Origin of the sequence: Tardiphaga sp. P9-11 (genome assembly GCF_008329525.1) — a bacterium.
Taxonomy (GTDB): Bacteria; Pseudomonadota; Alphaproteobacteria; order Rhizobiales; family Xanthobacteraceae; genus Tardiphaga.
On record NZ_NPKQ01000007.1, the window covers coordinates 96666 to 113104 of the forward strand.

The 16439-nt window shown below is 62.0% G+C and carries 16 protein-coding genes; 6 read left to right on the top strand and 10 right to left on the bottom strand.

Going from position 1 to position 16439, the window contains the following annotated elements:
• Positions 1–67: 67 nt before the first annotated feature.
• The 4 genes from CIW50_RS21255 to CIW50_RS21270 form a co-directional block, all read right to left on the bottom strand.
• Positions 68–1588 carry a DEAD/DEAH box helicase gene (locus CIW50_RS21255; protein ID WP_149533322.1) on the bottom strand — a complete coding sequence of 507 codons (1521 nt, stop codon included), beginning with the start codon at positions 1586–1588 and terminating at the stop codon, positions 68–70.
• Positions 1589–1965: 377 nt separating this feature from the next.
• Complete coding sequence (locus CIW50_RS21260) at positions 1966–3297, bottom strand: MFS transporter (protein ID WP_172980411.1); 1332 nt, start codon at positions 3295–3297, stop codon at positions 1966–1968.
• A 162-nt stretch (positions 3298–3459) separates the two neighbouring features.
• On the bottom strand, positions 3460–4074 hold the full coding sequence (locus tag CIW50_RS21265; protein ID WP_149533182.1) for a TetR/AcrR family transcriptional regulator: 615 nt from the start codon (positions 4072–4074) through the stop codon (positions 3460–3462).
• 400 nt (positions 4075–4474) lie between these two features.
• Positions 4475–4783, bottom strand: coding sequence for a hypothetical protein (locus CIW50_RS21270; protein WP_149533183.1), 309 nt, complete (start codon positions 4781–4783; stop codon positions 4475–4477).
• Positions 4784–5014: 231 nt separating this feature from the next.
• Here CIW50_RS21270 and CIW50_RS21275 point away from each other — a divergent pair, with 231 nt between their 5' ends.
• From CIW50_RS21275 to CIW50_RS21285, 3 genes are all read left to right on the top strand, one after another.
• Complete coding sequence (locus CIW50_RS21275; RefSeq protein WP_149533184.1) at positions 5015–6502, top strand: caspase family protein; 1488 nt, start codon at positions 5015–5017, stop codon at positions 6500–6502.
• Positions 6499–6882, top strand: coding sequence for a nuclear transport factor 2 family protein (locus CIW50_RS21280; RefSeq protein WP_149533185.1), 384 nt, complete (start codon positions 6499–6501; stop codon positions 6880–6882). Before CIW50_RS21275 ends, CIW50_RS21280 begins: the two co-directional genes overlap by 4 nt.
• Positions 6883–6953: 71 nt before the next feature.
• Positions 6954–8186: an FAD-dependent oxidoreductase gene (locus CIW50_RS21285; protein ID WP_149533186.1), complete on the top strand. Its 1233-nt coding sequence runs from the start codon at positions 6954–6956 to the stop codon at positions 8184–8186.
• 6 nt (positions 8187–8192) lie between these two features.
• Here the strand turns inward: CIW50_RS21285 and CIW50_RS21290 are convergent, their stop codons facing one another.
• The 4 genes from CIW50_RS21290 to CIW50_RS21305 all read right to left on the bottom strand — a co-directional run bounded on the left by CIW50_RS21290 (position 8193) and on the right by CIW50_RS21305 (position 11107).
• Positions 8193–8963: an SDR family NAD(P)-dependent oxidoreductase gene (locus tag CIW50_RS21290; RefSeq protein ID WP_149533187.1), complete on the bottom strand. Its 771-nt coding sequence runs from the start codon at positions 8961–8963 to the stop codon at positions 8193–8195.
• 18 nt (positions 8964–8981) lie between these two features.
• Positions 8982–9752 carry an SDR family NAD(P)-dependent oxidoreductase gene (locus CIW50_RS21295; protein ID WP_149533188.1) on the bottom strand — a complete coding sequence of 257 codons (771 nt, stop codon included), beginning with the start codon at positions 9750–9752 and terminating at the stop codon, positions 8982–8984.
• A gap of 92 nt (positions 9753–9844) precedes the next feature.
• Positions 9845–10036, bottom strand: coding sequence for a hypothetical protein (locus CIW50_RS21300; RefSeq protein WP_149533189.1), 192 nt, complete (start codon positions 10034–10036; stop codon positions 9845–9847).
• A 102-nt stretch (positions 10037–10138) separates the two neighbouring features.
• Positions 10139–11107 carry an SDR family NAD(P)-dependent oxidoreductase gene (locus tag CIW50_RS21305; protein ID WP_149533190.1) on the bottom strand — a complete coding sequence of 323 codons (969 nt, stop codon included), beginning with the start codon at positions 11105–11107 and terminating at the stop codon, positions 10139–10141.
• A gap of 136 nt (positions 11108–11243) precedes the next feature.
• Here CIW50_RS21305 and CIW50_RS21310 point away from each other — a divergent pair, with 136 nt between their 5' ends.
• A complete protein-coding gene (locus CIW50_RS21310) occupies positions 11244–11840 on the top strand; it encodes a TetR/AcrR family transcriptional regulator (protein ID WP_149533191.1) in 597 nt (198 codons plus the stop codon).
• A 78-nt stretch (positions 11841–11918) separates the two neighbouring features.
• Here CIW50_RS21310 and parE read toward each other — a convergent pair whose 3' ends face one another.
• Positions 11919–13967: a DNA topoisomerase IV subunit B gene (gene parE / locus CIW50_RS21315; RefSeq protein ID WP_149533192.1), complete on the bottom strand. Its 2049-nt coding sequence runs from the start codon at positions 13965–13967 to the stop codon at positions 11919–11921.
• A gap of 104 nt (positions 13968–14071) precedes the next feature.
• Entirely contained in the window at positions 14072–14434 is a 363-nt protein-coding gene (locus tag CIW50_RS21320; RefSeq protein ID WP_246664387.1) for a hypothetical protein, read from the bottom strand.
• 293 nt (positions 14435–14727) lie between these two features.
• On the opposite strand from CIW50_RS21320, the gene CIW50_RS21325 reads away from it, so the two are divergent.
• Both CIW50_RS21325 and CIW50_RS21330 read left to right on the top strand, forming a co-directional pair.
• A complete protein-coding gene (locus CIW50_RS21325; RefSeq protein ID WP_149533194.1) occupies positions 14728–15258 on the top strand; it encodes a DedA family protein in 531 nt (176 codons plus the stop codon).
• 163 nt (positions 15259–15421) lie between these two features.
• Positions 15422–16411 (top strand): MBL fold metallo-hydrolase, encoded by a 990-nt coding sequence (locus CIW50_RS21330; protein WP_149533195.1) that lies wholly within the window; start codon positions 15422–15424, stop codon positions 16409–16411.
• The last annotated feature ends 28 nt before the right edge of the window (positions 16412–16439 follow it).

The window sequence follows — 16439 nt, forward strand, 5'->3', positions numbered from 1 at the left end:
AAAAATATCGCGCTCAGATTAGGGGACGAGAGTGAACGACGAGTAAACGTTCCCGGGGCGATACTACCTATACGCGTGCTCGGACCGGCCGCAACAGAAAGGCCGGCAGGTGAGAATGATCAGCCGGTTCGTTGTCTTCGCGGCGCGGACGCGGAGCTTCGGCGCGGCCGATGGATGGCGGACGTTGCGCCTGCGGAGCTACTGCTGCAACCGGTGCTGCGAAAGCAGCTTCGGCGACCTGCGGCTGCGGGCTGCGCTCGCCGCCTTCGGAGCGACCACCTTCACGGTGCGGACCACGCTCACGGCGCGGCTTGCGATCGCGGCCACCTTCACGGGGCTGATCGTTGCGCCGACCGTCACGGCCGCCGCGCGGATGCTCGGCATTGGCCTCGCGGTTGCCGGTGCGATTGCGCGACTGGCGCGGCGCCTCAGCGGCTTCGCCTTCGACAGGCTCCGAGACGGCAACGCTGGATTCGATCTTGGGAATGGACTGGCCGATCAGCTTCTCGATCGCCAGCATCGACTTCTGGTCGGCGGGCGCTACCAGCGAGACCGCGGTGCCGAGGCGACCGGCACGGCCGGTGCGGCCGATGCGATGCACATAGTCGTCGGAGTGATGCGGGACGTCGAAATTGAAGACGTGACTGACGGCAGGAATATCGAGGCCACGGGCGGCGACGTCAGAAGCTACCAGAATCGGCAGTTCGCCCTTACGGAATTGGTCGAGCGCGGCAAGTCGGGCCGACTGTTCCATGTCGCCGTGCAGGGCGCCGACGGCGAAGCCATGCTTCTGCAGTGATTTGGCGAGCAACGCGACTTCACGTTTACGATTACAGAAGATGATTGCGTTTTTGAGATCGACGGCTTCGCGGATCAGGGAGCGGAGCACTTCGCGCTTTTCGTGCGGTTCGCGGCCGACGCTGACCTGCTGCTGGGTGATGGTGACGGCGGTCGAGGCCGGCTTGGATACTTCGATCTTCACCGGGTTGTGCAGGAAGGTATCGGTGATGCGGCGGATTTCCGGCGGCATGGTCGCCGTAAAAAAGAGGGTCTGACGGGTGAATGGCACCAGCTTGCAGATGCGTTCGATGTCGGGGATGAAGCCCATGTCCAGCATGCGGTCGGCTTCGTCGATGACCAGCAATTCGACGCCGGTGAGAAGCAGTCCGCCGCGCTCGGTATGGTCAAGCAGGCGCCCCGGCGTGGCGATCAAGACGTCAACGCCCCGGGTCAATTTGGTATCCTGGTCGCCGAACGAGACGCCGCCGATCAGCAACGCCACGTTGAGTTTCTGGCCGACGCCGTATTTGTCGAACTGCTCTTTGACCTGTGCGGCCAGTTCGCGGGTTGGTTCGAGAATGAGCGTGCGGGGCATGCGGGCGCGGGCGCGGCCCTTTTCCAGCATGGTCATCATCGGGAGAACGAAGGCAGCGGTCTTGCCGGTGCCGGTCTGGGCGATGCCGAGCACGTCTTTGCGCGCCAGCACATGAGGAATCGCCTGTTCCTGAATGGGAGTCGGGGTGGTGTAACCGGTGGCCGCAACGGCGGCGAGAACCTTGTCGGACAAGCCGAGATTGGAGAAGGACATTGAGCCTCTGTATGGGGGCATGATCTGATCCGGTATCCGGATGATCACCGTTCGGAATCACGCCTCAGGTCGAAACCGCCGCTTGGATTCTCGGGAAATACTGCAGCGCTTATCCCCGGAGCGGCACGCAAACATGCACGGAGACGCTGGGCGCTGACAGGCGGCTTACTCAAGATATCGCGTTTCGATACCGGGCCGCGTCGAGGCGGAACATAGGCCGGAATCGGCCAAAGTCAATCCGCCACACCCTGGAACACCCCAAAAAGCTTAATGTTTTAGCGGAAAAGGGCCCAAAAACCGGGATATTGGCGGGGGCTTGGCGCTCGCCGTGCGGTCGCTACCCGACGTAACGCGTGACGTCGATGCAGCGCTGACCGCTAGTCGACCGGCCTGCGTTCGCGGCCGGGTGGACCGGCAATGGCGATGAGTGCGCCGCTCAGCAATAGCGCCGTGGAGATCACCGTGAACATCGCAATAGCGCCGTGGCTACCAAGCAACGGCAGCAGCGCGATTGGTACCAGCGCAGATACAATGCGGCCCAGGCCCCAGGCGCCGGCAGTGGCCGAGGCGCGCAGATGTGTCGGCAGCAGTTCGACCGCATAGAGACTGAGTACGGCGCTGTAGACCGCGCTGGCGAGATTGAACACGATGCCCGTGATGATCAGCGGCGTCAGGACCGTACTGACTGCAAAAGTGAGTCCGGTTGCGATCATCGCCGTGGCGCACGCGATCAGCGCCTGCCGTCGCGGAATGCGATCGACAAAGGCGGACGCCGCCGCGATGCCAATCGAGGGGCCGAACATCGTCAGCCCGGCGAACAGCAGGGATTCGCTGACGTGAAATCCCTTCTGCACCATCACGGCGGCGCTGAGCAGTGGGAAACCGATCGTGGCCCATGGGCCAAGCACGTAAAGCGCGGCAAGCAGAGCCGTGCGGCGCAGGCTGGTCCGGTCGCGGGCGAGTGCCCGGAAACCGCTGGATCCCGCGGCTACGGTTTCAGGAGCGGAGGTCACAAGCGGTGATGGCTGACGCGCGGATGCCTCGAAGCGGCGGCACGCGGCATCAGCCTCGGCGTCGCGTCCGACTGATGCGAGCCAGCGCGGCGATTCCGGCACCAGGAAGAACAACAGCGCCGTCAATGCCGAGCAGGCGCTGCCAAACAATAACGACCAGCGCCAGCCTTCGATGTCCCATGGCGCGATTGGTGTCAGCCAGCGGATCATCAGGATGATCGCCGGTGCACCGAGAAAGGCGAGCGCGCCGCACAGCATCATCAAGAGGCCACGCCGTCGGGGCGGTAGTAGGTCCGACAGATAGGCCGACGTCAAAGGCGGATAGCCGCCGATGGCGAGGCCGGAGATGAAGCGGAAGGCCGTCATGGTTGCGACGTCGCGGCTGGCTGCGACAGCCAGCGAGCTCAGCGCCAGAACGGCGAGCGCGCTTTGCAGGGCAATCTGGCGGCCATAGCGATCCGCAATCCAGCCGAACACAGGCGCGCCGACAGCGCCGCCGGCAAAAACCGAGGCCAACAACAGCGAGAGTTCGCTTCGCGAGATGCTGTGGGGCGGTGCGAGGAAGGTGCCGGAAAAGGCATTGCTGAGCGCCACTTCGGCGATATCGGCAAATAATCCGAATGCACAGAGCGCGAAAATACCAAGGTGCAGCGGAGACACCGGCAGCCGGTCCAGGCGTGCAGCAATAGTCGGCACGGCTGCGCTCGCTGGCGCCCCGTGCGTCCGCACCAGGTCGTTCATCTGAAGCCCCGCATCTCACAGCGGCAACGCAATGTGCGTTATCCGCAGCCCGCGCGGACCATATGTCGATGGAACTCTATGAGTCGAGAGGGAGAATATGCGGCGAACCGCAGCCCCTCAGATCTGCGTTGGCGCCACCGCGCAGCCATACAGTACCATCTCACAGGTCTGGCGATAGCGCGCCGAGAAGTCATTCGCCGCGATCGGAGGGAGCGCCTGATTGACAGCCCGTCCACCATCGGCAAGCGCCTGCGCGATCTGCGCGGCCGTGAAACGGCCGGTCAGGACCAGCAGCTTGCTGTAATGAAAGTCGATGATCAGCTTTTCCAGCTCGAGCTGAAAGGCAATGGCAGACTCGATCATGAGGTCGCGGCAGCGTCGAAAGGCTTCCGCATTGAGTTCGACGGTATGCGGCGAGAAGGTCAGCATGCGGCGCGTTTCGCCATATCTCAGGTCGATGATCGCCGCAAAGATATCGAGTGCGCTGCCGCCGCTTTCCCGAAGCTTCTGGCCGGCCTCGAGCGCCTGCGCGATCGCCACTAGGTTGCGATGGGCGACCCCGGCACGAAATGCCTCTTCCTTGTTGCTGAAATAGTAATAGAGGGCGCGTTGCGTGAAGCCGCATTCTCTGGCGAGGCCAACCATCGACAGACCGGCATAGCCGTGATCGAGGAAAGCCTTGTTGACCCGAAGCAGCAACTCGTGCCCGGGCGTAATCATCTTCTTTGCCATTGGTCGTCAGGTATCCAGTCGTAGCAGGCTTCGGGCGGGTGATTAAAACTGCCTGAAATCTTACAGTCTAAAAAAATCCCATCCTCAAATCGCGAAGCTACGACGGAACGCAAAGCTCCTGAGACGCGCTTCCTGACATGGGTGTGCCTGAAGCAGGAGCAGCGGTTTGATCAGCTGGCTCCCCGGATTATGGTCCGACGCTTGTAAGTAATATGTCGCTTAGCATAGTTCAGGGCAAACATGTCGAGGATTTGCTCTGCATCTTTTATCCACAGGACTTCGTGAGAATGCGCCGTCACCTATCTCGTTGGTACCAGCCGACATGGTCGGCGCATTTCCGTACAAATTTACCGAACCGGGCCTATCCACTGGCGTTCTTGGACAGGATACCAGCGCTGGATCACTTGCCGTAAGTACCAAGTTGCATGCCGAGATTCTGCATGACGAAGGCGTTCATGCGCAGGTGCACCTCGTTACCGCTCTGTAGACGGGCATCGACCTCATAGGTCGCCGGGTCTACCTGGCGGATCCCGATGATCTGGGTGATATCCAGTACTTCCGGGGTTGTTTGTGCAGGCTTGACGGCGACCGGAGCGCGCTTCGGTTTGGCGGCGGCAGCCGCGGGCTTCGCCGCGGTGGCGGGGGTCGCATCCTGCGCGAGCGCCATGGTTGGAAGCAGCAGCGCGGCTGCGAGGATGAGTGATTTCACGGTGGTCTCCTGATTCTGATTTAGGCTCGGGCTAGCGGAGATTAAGGCGGAAAATGTGGCAGCGAGGCTGCGATCGGCGGGCAGATAATCTGCCCGAGCAGGCAGGACAAAGTGGGTGGTACCGACTAGCCTTCGGTTTGAACCGGCCACTGTTCTGCCTCGACCAAGGCAGACAATGGCGCGGTCGAGCCACCATGCAGATACATGCGCTGGCGGGGCGGGGATAGAACAATGCGACGGCTTTTGATCCTGCTGGCGGCGCTGGCAGCGACAGCACTTTCGGCGGCGCCAGCTTTTGCGGCAAAACGCGTGGCGCTGGTCATTGGCAACAACGATTACCGCAACGTGCCGAAGCTCCAGAAGGCTGTGAACGACGCTCGCAGCATGGGCGACGCCCTGAAGAATCTTGGCTTCAGTGTCATGGTGGCCGAGAATCAGACCCGGCAGGCCTTCAGTCAGTCGCTGCTCGCTTTCGATTCGACGATCGAAAAGGGCGACACGGCGTTCTTCTTTTTTGCAGGCCACGGCTTCGAGATCGCCGGCCAGAATTTCCTGCTTCCGACGGACGTCCCTGCGGCCACCGAGGGCCAGGAAGAACTGGTGCGCGACTCCGCGATCCTAGCCGACCGTATCGTGACGCGGTTGCAGATGCGCGGCGCGCGGACGTCGATTCTGGTGTTTGATGCTTGTCGCAACAATCCGTTCGAGCGGGCTGGTACCCGCGCGGTGGCGGGCAGCGGCGGCCTCGCACCGATGACCACGTTGCCGGAAGGTGTGTTCTCGATCTTCTCGGCGGGACCGCGGCAGACCGCGCTGGATCGTCTGTCGAATAACGATACCAATCCGAATTCGGTGTTCACACGCGCTTTCATCAAGGAGTTGCAGGAGCCGGCGCTGAACCTCGTCCAGGTCGCCCAGCGCACCCGACGTACGGTCAGCGAGATGGCGGATACCGTGAAGCACCGCCAGGTACCGGTGTATTTCGACCAGATGGTCGACGATGTTTTCCTCAACGGCCTCGCGGTCAAGCAGGCGGATGCGCGGCCGGCGGAGCCGCTGCAGCAGGTCGCAGCCCTGCCGCCCGTCAATGTACCGGCGTTGCCTCCGGCCAACGATGCAGTGAACGCCCCGATCGCCAGCTTCTCGCGCCATAATGGTGGCTGGACGGTGATGTTCTCGATTGCCGATCCGACGCTCGGCATTTCCTGGCGGATGGGCGAGGCGGGCAATTTCCGCGAGACCGGCTTTATGGATACGCTCGATCCGCGCACACGCAAGCGGATGCCGAACCCGTCAATGCAGCTCGACAGCGATGCGCCCGCCGCGACGATCTATCTGCGTTATGTCGATGCGAATGGTGAAATGCAGGGACCGTTTCCGATCCGCTTCGATCCGGAGGCAGCGCTCGTCCGCGATCAACGCAAGATCCTCGACATGACTGCGTCGAGCTGGCTGGATCTCGGCCGCAGCAATTCATCGCTGATGTATTACACGCATCTGCAGTCATATCGCTGTGCGATCCGCGAAGTCCGCATCGGTTTCGACAGCACCGTGCCGGACAAGGTGCTGAAGCTGGCGCCCTGCGATCAGCGCGATCCGATGGCGGTGCCGCATGACGCATCGACCTATATGAGGATCCCCGCGAGCACGAAGTCGGTTTCGGTCGAACTGACTTTTCGCGACGGCAGCGTGTCGGAAATCAGGAACTTCCGACGATGACTATGACTACCGATATCAATGACATCAGAGAACTTGAAGAACGTCGCCGGACGGCGATGTTGAGATCGGATGTGCCCGAACTCGAAGGCCTCTTTGCCGAACAGCTCGCCTACACGCATTCGAACGGCGAAGTCGACACGATGGCTGAATATATCGCCAAGCTCGACAATCATTACTACCGTTATCACACGCTGAGTTTTCTGGATCAGGATATCCGCATTGTTGGTCATGCAGCGCTTGTAACGGGCCGAATGACGGGTGAAGTGACGATTGACGGGCAGTTGAGAAAACTCAACAGCCGAACAACGGTCGTCTGGATCCGTCATGATGATCGCTGGCAGATGCTGACGTTCCAGAGCACGCCAATTCCGTCGTTCTAGAGACGCTGCGTTTTCGATTGGCGGAAGCCCGCAGCTTCCTTCAAGTTGCCTTTGGGGCTTGGTAGAAGCGAATGACGACAGGCGCGAACGGGATTATTCTGACCACCCGCTGCTGCATCGTCGGTGGCGGGCCTGCCGGGATGATGCTCGGATATCTTCTTGGCCGCGCCGGAATCGATACGATCGTTCTTGAGAAACACGGCGACTTCTTCCGCGATTTTCGCGGCGACACCGTGCATCCGTCGACGCTGCAGGTGATGGACGAGCTTGGCCTGATCGACGACTTCCTGAAGATCAAGCACGATCGTATCCAGAAGATGGATGGCTTTTTCGGAACGCATAAGCTGCGCATTGCGGATATCAGCCGCACCAGCGCGAAATATCCGTTTATCGCCTTCATGCCACAGTGGGATTTCCTCAATTTCCTGCGCGACAAAGCGCAGCGCTATCCGCATCTCAAGGTGATGATGAACGCGGAGGCGACCGATCTCATCTGGTCGGGCGAGCAGGTGGTCGGCGTCAAGGCCATCACGGAGCAGGGGCCGGTCGAGATCCACGCCGATCTGACCGTGGCCTGCGATGGCCGGCATTCGATCGTGCGGCCGGCGGCGAAGTTGGAGGTCGAAGACATCGGTGCTCCTATGGACATTCTGTGGTTTCGCGTTGCCAAGGGCCCAGAGACCGAAAGCGTGTTCGCGCGGCTTGAGCCCGGCAAGATGATGGTGACCATCGATCGCGGCGATTACTGGCAATGCGCTTATGTAATCGCCAAAGGGCACTATGAGGAGATCAAGGCGCGTGGCCTTGAGGCTTTCCGCGCCGAGACGTCACGGCTGGCGCCGATCCTGAGCGCGCATATTGGCGACCTGCAAGTTTGGGATGACGTCAAACTGCTGACCGTTGCGATCAATCGGTTGAAACGCTGGACCCGGCCGGGGCTGCTCTGCATCGGCGATGCCGCACACGCGATGTCACCGGTCGGCGGCGTCGGTGTGAACATCGCGGTGCAGGACGCCGTCGCGACCGCCAACCTGCTGGCGGCGAAGCTGGCGAAGGGACCGGTGACCGAGGAGGACCTCCGCGCGGTGCGTCGCCGCCGCGAATTCCCGATGCGCGTAACACAGGGCATGCAGGTCGTGATGCAGAACAACATTATCAGCCGCGCACTGGCCAAGGGCGGCGAGCCGCTGACGCCGCCGCTGATCATGCGCCTGGTCAGCGCGTTTCCGTCGCTGCAGGGACTGACCGCGCGCTTCCTGGCTATTGGTGTACGACCAGAACACGTGCAATCGCCGGAAGCATAGGAGAGGCTATCCCTGTACGGAGAAGCCGCCGTCCACGGGGATTGCCGTTCCGGTGACGAAGTCCGACGCGCGCGACGAAAGGAACACGGCAATGCCCGCAAAATCGCCCGATGCGCCCCAGCGGCCGGCGGGCGTTCGTGCCAGCACTTTATCGTGCAGACCGTCGACTTCGCGGCGCGCATTCTGTGTCAGTTCGGTATCGATCCAGCCGGGTAGAATGGCGTTGCACTGGATGTTGTGAGGCGCCCATGCGACCGCGCAGGAGCGGGTGAACTGGACGATGCCACCTTTGCTGGCGGCATAGGCCGGCGCGAAAGACGCGCCGAAGATCGACAGCATCGAGCCGATATTGATGATCTTGCCGCCGCCCGCGGCCTTCATCGCGGGATGCGCCGCTTGCGAACAGACGAAGGCGCTGGTGAGATTGGTCTTGATGACGCTGTCCCATTCATCGAGCGCGATCTCATGCGGCGGCTTTCGGATGTTGATCCCGGCATTGTTGATGAGGATGTCGATGCGGCCGAGCTCTTTCAGCACGTGCGCAATCATGCCATCGACAGCGGCCTTGTCGGTCACGTCGGCCGCAATGGCGATGGCCCTGGCGCCGCTTTCAGTTAGTTCCGCAACGGCATCCCTGGATTTGGTCTGATCGCGGCCAACCACAGCGATGGTCGCGCCTGCCTTCGCCAGCCCCCGCGCCATGCCGAGCCCGATGCCGCCATTACCACCGGTGACGATGGCCACTTTGCCGGAGAGATCGAACAGTCCTGCAGTCATGGTGTTATCCTCATTGAATCAGCCTTGAATCGAAAAGCCGCCATCGACGGTGAGGGCGGCTCCGTTCACGAAATCCGAAGCTCCGCTGGCCAGAAACACAGCCGCACCCGCAAGATCATCGGGGGTGCCCCAGCGCTGTGCCGGTACGCGCTCGATAATGCGGTCATGCAGTTCGGGCCGGATTTCCCGGGCGCGTTTGGTCAGATCGGTATCGATCCAGCCCGGCAGGATCGCGTTGGACTGGATGTTGTCCGCAGCCCATGCCGTTGCCAATGCGCGGGTGAATTGCAGGATGCCGCCTTTGCTTGATGCGTAGTTCGCCGCGCCGCCGGCGCCGAGCGTGGCCAACACTGAGGCGATATTGATAATCTTCCCGCGGCCCGCGGCTTTCATCGCCGGGTAGACAGCCTGCGCGCAGATGAAGGGCGCGGTCATGTTAACGTCGATGACCTTCTGCCAGTCGGCCAGAGCCATTTCTTCGATCGGTGCGGAAATGCTGATGCCGGCATTGTTGACGAGAATGTCGATGCGGCCAAACGCGTCTAATGTCGCGGCGACCATCTGTGCGACAGACTTGGCGTCGGTGACGTCAGCCGTCAGCGCGGGTACGGAATGTCCGGACTTATCGAGTTCGGCTTTTGCCTGAGCGGCATTATCGCTGTTGCGATCGGCGATCACGAGGGTGGCACCGGCATTCGCCAACCCGCGCGCCATGCCGAGGCCAATGCCGGTATTGCCGCCGGTGACGATAGCCACCCTGCCGGTGAGGTCGAAGAGATTGCTGGTCAAGATATCCGCCCTGCATTGCGTTATTTCCGACGCGTTCTGCGGCGCGTCTGGGGCCGATCATCGCAAGACTGGCGGGAAGATGGAAGAGGGTGTCAGCGCCGTGCGAGCGCCAGTCCTATCAGGCCGGCGCCAAGGGCGGCGAGGGCAGCGCCGTAATAGGCCCACTGTATCTGGCTGATCATGAAACTGGATTTCGGCCAGTTCACGAGCCCGGTCCCCTGGCCGATCCAGAGGCTGCCGACCAGGAATGCGAGAATGCCGAGAGTGAGGAATGGTGCGCGCATGAGATAGATACGATGAACGGAGCCAAAGGTTTCAATCGCCAGCTATGGCGGTGACGAACCAACTCGTTGGTTCATCACCGCAGTTTTATTCCGGTAGGGCGATCAGAAGCGCTCGCCAACCATTTCCTCACTCTTGGCCCATAGCGCCTTAGCGCGTTCGGCATCGAGCGCGTAAGCGCGCGCACCTTCGCTGACCGGGCTGATCAGCCCCTCGGTGATCTCCGAGACGTGGCAGTTCTCGCAATAGCGGCCGCCGATCTCGTCCGCGCTGGCGACCACGCCGGCCCACACCGAAGTCGCAGCGCCCTGCGGAATAGTCTTCCATCGAAACAGCGGTTTACCCTCGGCAGCGAGTTCGGCATTGATGCCGTCAATCATGGCATCGATCGTGGCGTCGCCCATGTGGCGGCCGAGTTCTGTCTTGATGCCGCCGGGATGCAGCGCGGTGGCGCGCACGCCACGCGCCCGATGCCGCCGGTCGAACTCGACGGCGAACAGGATGTTGGCGGTCTTCGAGCGGCCATAGCCGATGAACGGCTCGTAGGACCCCTTGGTGAAATTGGGATCCTCGAGATCGACGTCGGCAAAACGATGGCCGGACGAGGCGACGTTGACCAACCGCGCGGTAGGCGACAGCAGTGACGCGATACGGTTGACCAATACGAAGTGACCGAGATGGTTCGTGCCGAACTGAGTCTCGAAGCCGTCCACGGTGAGGCCGAATGGCGGCGCCATCACGCCGGCATTGGCGATCACCAGGTCGAACGGGCGGCCCGCCGCGACCAGCGTGTCGGCGCAAGCGCGGACACTGGCCAGCGAGCCGAGATCAAGTGCGATCAGTTCGAGTCCACCGCCGCCGGTGGCATCGGCGCGCACTTGCGCGGTCGCAGCTTCCGCCTTGGCGACATCGCGGGCGGCACCGACCACCTGCGCGCCCCGGGCGGCCAGGCTGCGCGCCGTCTCGACGCCGAGCCCAGCTGAGACGCCGGTGACCAGAATGCGCTTGCCGCGGAGATCGACGCCAGCAAGCACGTCGTCGGTGGTGGAAGTGGCATTGAAAGGTGAAGCCATAGGGAACTCCTTGTGTTGGGCGCGATGCGCCTCCGAGCCGATCGAGCCTTGTCGAACCGCGCTTTGAGAGTATAAGTGGAGGCCGTCTCCGTTTAAATACGGAGGCTTCCTCCGTTTATCAAGGGGAGACCATAAAATGGCACAGGAGGCCAAACCGAAGGCCGTTCGCGGACCCCGGATCGACGCACAGCGGAACCGTCAGCGGCTGTTGGAAACGGCAAAGGCGACGTTCGCCGAAAAGGGCGAAGCGGCCGGTCTCGAGGAAATCGCGCGGCTCGCGGGCGTCGGAATCGGGACGTTATATCGCCACTTCCCGACCCGTGACGCGCTGGTCGAGGCGGTCTACCGCAACGAGACCCAGCGACTTGCCGAAGCCGCTGCGGAACTTGCGGCCACGCACCCCCCGGTGGAGGCCTTGCGCGCCTGGATGCGAATCTTCGTCGATCACATCGCGACCAAGCAATTGATGGCGGGCGTGCTGGGCTCGATCGTCGGCGGTACGTCGGACCTCTATGCGGATGCTGGTGCGCAAATCAAAACTGCGATGGCCATGCTGGTCGACCGCGCCGTTGCCGATGGCGACATCCGTCTTGATCTCGATCCGCTCGACATGTTGCGGGCGCTGGCCGGCGTGGCCAATGTCAGTGCCGGCCCGAACTGGGAAGCCAGTGCGAAGCGGCTCGTCGATATCCTGATCGCTGGCGTGCGCACGCCGGGCCGCGAGGGACGGTGACTACGCAGGGAATAAAAGATCGCTCTCGGCACGCGCCCGATGATTTCTGAAGCGTGAGCGCGTCCGAGAAACGAGCTTTTAAACGTCCAGCAATTCCTCGTTGGCGAATTCCGCCTTGTCCGAAATGAAGGCGAAGCGGGCTTCGGCCTTGGTGCCCATCAGGCGCTCAACGGAGTCGGCGGTGCCGTCGCGGTCTTCCGGCAGCAGCTGCACGCGCAGCAAGGTGCGCCGCGCCGGGTCCATGGTGGTTTCTTTCAGCTGCGCCGGCATCATTTCGCCGAGGCCTTTGAAGCGGCCGACGTCGACCTTGGCATTGGCGTTGAATTCGCTCTTCAGCAACGCATCCTTGTGTGCGTCATCGCGCGCATAGACCGTCTTGCTGCCATGGGTGAGGCGGTAGAGCGGTGGGACTGCCAGATAGAGATGCCCTTCATCGATCATCTTTGGCATCTGCCGGTAGAAGAAGGTGATCAGCAGTGAAGCGATGTGGGCGCCGTCGACATCGGCGTCGGTCATGATGATGATGCGCGAATATCGCAGGTCTTCTTCGCGGTAATGCGCGCCGGTGCCGCAGCCGATTGCCTGCATCAGGTCGCTGATCTGCGCATTCGCTGTCAGCTTTTCCTTGGTCGCCGAGGCGACGTTGAGGATCTTGCCGCGCAGCGGCAGGATGGCCTGGGTCTTGCGATCGCGTGCCTGTTTGGCGCTGCCGCCGGCCGAGTCACCCTCGACGATGAACAGCTCGGAGCCTTCGGTTGCCGTGTTGGTGCAGTCGGCCAGTTTGCCGGGCAGGCGCAGCTTCTTCACCGCAGTCTTGCGCGAGGTTTCCTTTTCGGCGCGGCGGCGCAGACGCTCGTCGGCGCGTTCCAGCACGAATTCGAGTAGCTTGTTGGCCTGCACGGGATTGCCCGACAGCCAATGGTCGAACGGGTCCTTGATGGCTTGTTCGACGATCTTCTGGGCTTCGGCCGTTGCGAGACGATCCTTGGTCTGGCCCTGGAATTCCGGCTCACGCACGAACACCGAGAGCATCACGGCGGCGCCGACCATCACGTCTTCCGAAGTGATGGTGCCGGAGCGCTTGCCCTGGCCGACGCGTTCGGCGTGGTCCTTCAGGCCGCGCAGCATGGCGCTGCGCATGCCGGCTTCATGGGTGCCGCCGTCGGGCGTCGGCACGGTGTTAGTATAGGACGACATGAAGCCGTCGGCGTCAGCGGTCCAGGCTACAGCCCATTCGCAGGCGCCATGGGCACCGTTGCGGCCTGACTTGCCGGAGAAGATTTCCGGATGCACCAGCGTATCGGCATGGATCGCCGCAGCGAGATAGTCCTTGAGGCCGCCGGGGAAGTGAAATTCGTCCTCGGCCGGAGTGTCCTCGAGGCCCTTGAGCAGTTCCGGATCGCACTTCCAGCGGATCTTCACGCCACCGAACAGATAGGCCTTGGAGCGCGCCATCTTGAACAGGCGCTGCGGCTTGAAGGCTGCCTTGGCGCCGAAGATATCGGTATCCGGCTTGAAGCGCACGCGGGTGCCGCGTCGGTTATGAACCTTGCCGAGATCCTCAAGCTTGCCCTGCGGAATGCCGCGGGCGAACGTCATCTTGTAGAGCTGCTGGTTGCGCGCAACCTCGACCTCGAGCAGCGAGGAGAGGGCGTTGACCACGGAGACACCGACGCCGTGCAGGCCGCCGGAGGTTTCATAGACCTTGGAGTCGAATTTGCCGCCGGCATGCAGCGTGCACATGATGACTTCGAGGGCGGACTTCTTCGGATGCTTCGGATGCGGATCGACCGGGATGCCGCGGCCGTTATCGGACACCGAGAGGAAGCCGTCGGCGGTCAGTTCCACCTCGATGAAGGTCGCATGGCCAGCCAGCGCCTCGTCCATCGAGTTGTCGATCACTTCGGCGAAAAGGTGATGCAGCGCCTTTTCGTCGGTACCGCCGATATACATGCCCGGGCGACGCCGCACCGGCTCAAGGCCTTCGAGGACCTCGATATCGGCCGCCGTGTAGCCGTCCTCGGCAGTGGCGGAGCGGGTGGACGCCTTCGGTGCGGCAGCCGATTTTGGCGCGTTGGCGCCGCCGAAAAGATCAGCTTTCGCGTTTGATTTCTGTGCCTTGGCCATATGTCTTAAAGTCTTGTCTCGGGTGGCGCCGCGCATGGCGCGGCGAATCGTTGCTGTGACTATGCCACGTTCAGGTTGGCAATGTGGCTGCGACCTCGGGGCTATCAGGCGGTGCCTGAGCGCTCGGTGCGTAGCACAATCACGGCGAACAGGGCCATGGCCGCCAGCATGATCAGTGAGCCGACGATCGGAATGGCCATATAGGCATGGTTGGCGAGCAAAGTGATGCCGATGCCGACCGGGAACATGATGCCGCCGACGATGTGCAAGGAGCCCTGGATTTTGGCCAGTAGCGAGCGTCCGGCAGCGGGCATCAGGCGGTAGTACAACCCGAACAGGAACAGCAGCACGCCGCCGACGAGGTTGAGATGCGCATGCGCGGGGCTCAGCAGGAAGTCCTGGCGAATGCCCATCACGATGCCGGCAACCATGCCGATCAGCAATACCAGCACACTCACGCACATCATCGGCGATCCGATCACCTTCGATCCTTTGAGTTCTTATTTTGACAGCAGGGCGGGAAGTGAGCCGAACGGCGGTACAGAATGGCCATTGGGTAAGCCGGTCTGACCTTGGACACAGAAGCCGGGAAAAGGTACAAATTTACCGGTGGACGTCCGCACCGCGGCTATCGGCCCTCAGATGATGTTGTGACTTGATGTGATCGGTGCCGCCGGATTACCTGTCGCGGGCGTTTGAAGGTTAAAGCGGTTCACGGCCGATCAGGCCGGCGCCAGAGCCGTAAAGGAACAATCTCTATATGGAAGGCTGGATGCACGGGCTGATCGAATTCGTGCGCCAGAATCAGGTCTGGGCGGCGCCGATCGTTCTGCTGCTGGCCTTCGGTGAATCGCTCGCTTTCATCTCGTTGCTGCTGCCGGCCTGGGGCGCGCTGGTGGCCATCGGGGCCCTGGTCGGCGCAAGCGGCATCAGCTTCTGGCCTGTGCTGATCGCCGGAGCCGTGGGAGCGGCGCTCGGCGACTGGCTCTCTTACTGGTTCGGTTTCAAATACAAGGATCATGTGGCCCAGATCTGGCCACTGTCCAAATTTCCCGAGCTGCTTCCGCGCGGCGAAGCGTTCGTGAAGAAGTGGGGAGTACCCAGCATCTATATAGGCCGCTTCTTCGGTCCATTGCGGGCGTCGGTGCCGCTGGCTGCCGGCATTTTCGAAATGCCGTATTGGCGCTTTCAGGTTGCCAATTTCACCTCGGCCTTTATCTGGTCGGGCGCGCTTCTCATGTTCGGCGACGGCCTGTCGATGACCGTGGAATGGCTCTGGAAACTGAAGTAGTCCGGCGGGGGAATAACCGCCGTGTCCGGGTGTTGAACGGGCTGACATGTCGCGGCGTCCGTATGCCGCGGCAACTCGCAGAAGTCATCATAGGCTGGTAGATACGTCCGCCCGAACCTGCCCGTCTTGCGCATGCCACTAGCTTCAATCGGAGAACTGCATCATGGACCTGTCACGCCGTCACGCCCTTGCTGGAGCCGCTGCGCTTGCCGCAGCTCCATTGCTCACCACAGGCTCTGCCAAAGCCGCAGCGCCGCCGGCTGACAAGCAAGCGCCGAGCTTCTATCGCTACAAGGTTGGCGATGCGCAGGTGAATGCGATTTCCGACGGCGCCAGCACCTTTCCACTGGCTGATACTTTCGTGCTCAACGCCAAGAAGGATGAGGTCAACGCGGCGCTCGACAAGGCCTTCCTGCCGAAGGACAAGATGACCATCCACTTTGCACCGCTGGTCATCAACACGGGGGGCAAGCTGGTCGTCATCGACACCGGCAATGGTCCCGGCGCGTTCGCGGCGACGAAGGGCAATGTCGGCCAGTTCGCCAGCAACATGGCTGCTGCCGGCATCGACGCCAAGAATGTCGACATGGTGGTGATCTCGCATTTCCACGGTGACCACGTGAACGGCCTTCTCGCAGCCGACGGCTCGCCGGCGTTTCCGAATGCCGAAGTGCTCGTGCCCGCCGCTGAGTGGAAGTACTGGAACGACGATGGCGAGATGGCCAAGGCCGCCAATGACCGCATGAAGGGTCTGTTCGCCAGCAACCGCAAGCTCTTCAACGATGGGCTGAAGAAGAAGGTCACGCCCTATGAGTGGGGCAAGGACGTCGCGCCGGGCCTGCTCGCTGTGGAGTCGATTGGCCACACACCGGGTCATACCTCGTTCGTGCTCTCGTCCGGCAGCGACAAGCTGTTCATTCAGTCCGACGTCACCAACCATCCGTCGCTGTTCGTCGCCAATCCCGGCTGGCACCTGATGTTCGATCAGGATCCGGCACAGGCGGAAACAACGCGCCGCAAGGTCTATGACATGCTGGTGGCCGACAAGATGCGGGTGCAGGGCTTCCACTATCCGTTCCCGGCGAATGGTTTCGTTGAGAAGGATGGCAGTGGTTATCGGCTGGTGCCGGCGCCGTGGAGCCCCGTGATCTAAACGAAACCCTGACCATTCCCGGCCTGCG

Coding starts and splice junctions, on each gene's coding strand:
- CIW50_RS21255 (WP_149533322.1), bottom strand. CDS start 1,588: ATGTCCTTCTCCAATCTCGGCTTGTCCGACAAGGTTCTCGCCGCCGTT.
- CIW50_RS21265 (WP_149533182.1), bottom strand. CDS start 4,074: ATGGCAAAGAAGATGATTACGCCCGGGCACGAGTTGCTGCTTCGGGTC.
- CIW50_RS21275 (WP_149533184.1), top strand. CDS start 5,015: ATGCGACGGCTTTTGATCCTGCTGGCGGCGCTGGCAGCGACAGCACTT.
- CIW50_RS21280 (WP_149533185.1), top strand. CDS start 6,499: ATGACTATGACTACCGATATCAATGACATCAGAGAACTTGAAGAACGT.
- CIW50_RS21285 (WP_149533186.1), top strand. CDS start 6,954: ATGACGACAGGCGCGAACGGGATTATTCTGACCACCCGCTGCTGCATC.
- CIW50_RS21290 (WP_149533187.1), bottom strand. CDS start 8,963: ATGACTGCAGGACTGTTCGATCTCTCCGGCAAAGTGGCCATCGTCACC.
- CIW50_RS21300 (WP_149533189.1), bottom strand. CDS start 10,036: ATGCGCGCACCATTCCTCACTCTCGGCATTCTCGCATTCCTGGTCGGC.
- CIW50_RS21305 (WP_149533190.1), bottom strand. CDS start 11,107: ATGGCTTCACCTTTCAATGCCACTTCCACCACCGACGACGTGCTTGCT.
- CIW50_RS21310 (WP_149533191.1), top strand. CDS start 11,244: ATGGCACAGGAGGCCAAACCGAAGGCCGTTCGCGGACCCCGGATCGAC.
- parE (WP_149533192.1), bottom strand. CDS start 13,967: ATGGCCAAGGCACAGAAATCAAACGCGAAAGCTGATCTTTTCGGCGGC.
- CIW50_RS21320 (WP_246664387.1), bottom strand. CDS start 14,434: ATGATGTGCGTGAGTGTGCTGGTATTGCTGATCGGCATGGTTGCCGGC.
- CIW50_RS21325 (WP_149533194.1), top strand. CDS start 14,728: ATGGAAGGCTGGATGCACGGGCTGATCGAATTCGTGCGCCAGAATCAG.
- CIW50_RS21330 (WP_149533195.1), top strand. CDS start 15,422: ATGGACCTGTCACGCCGTCACGCCCTTGCTGGAGCCGCTGCGCTTGCC.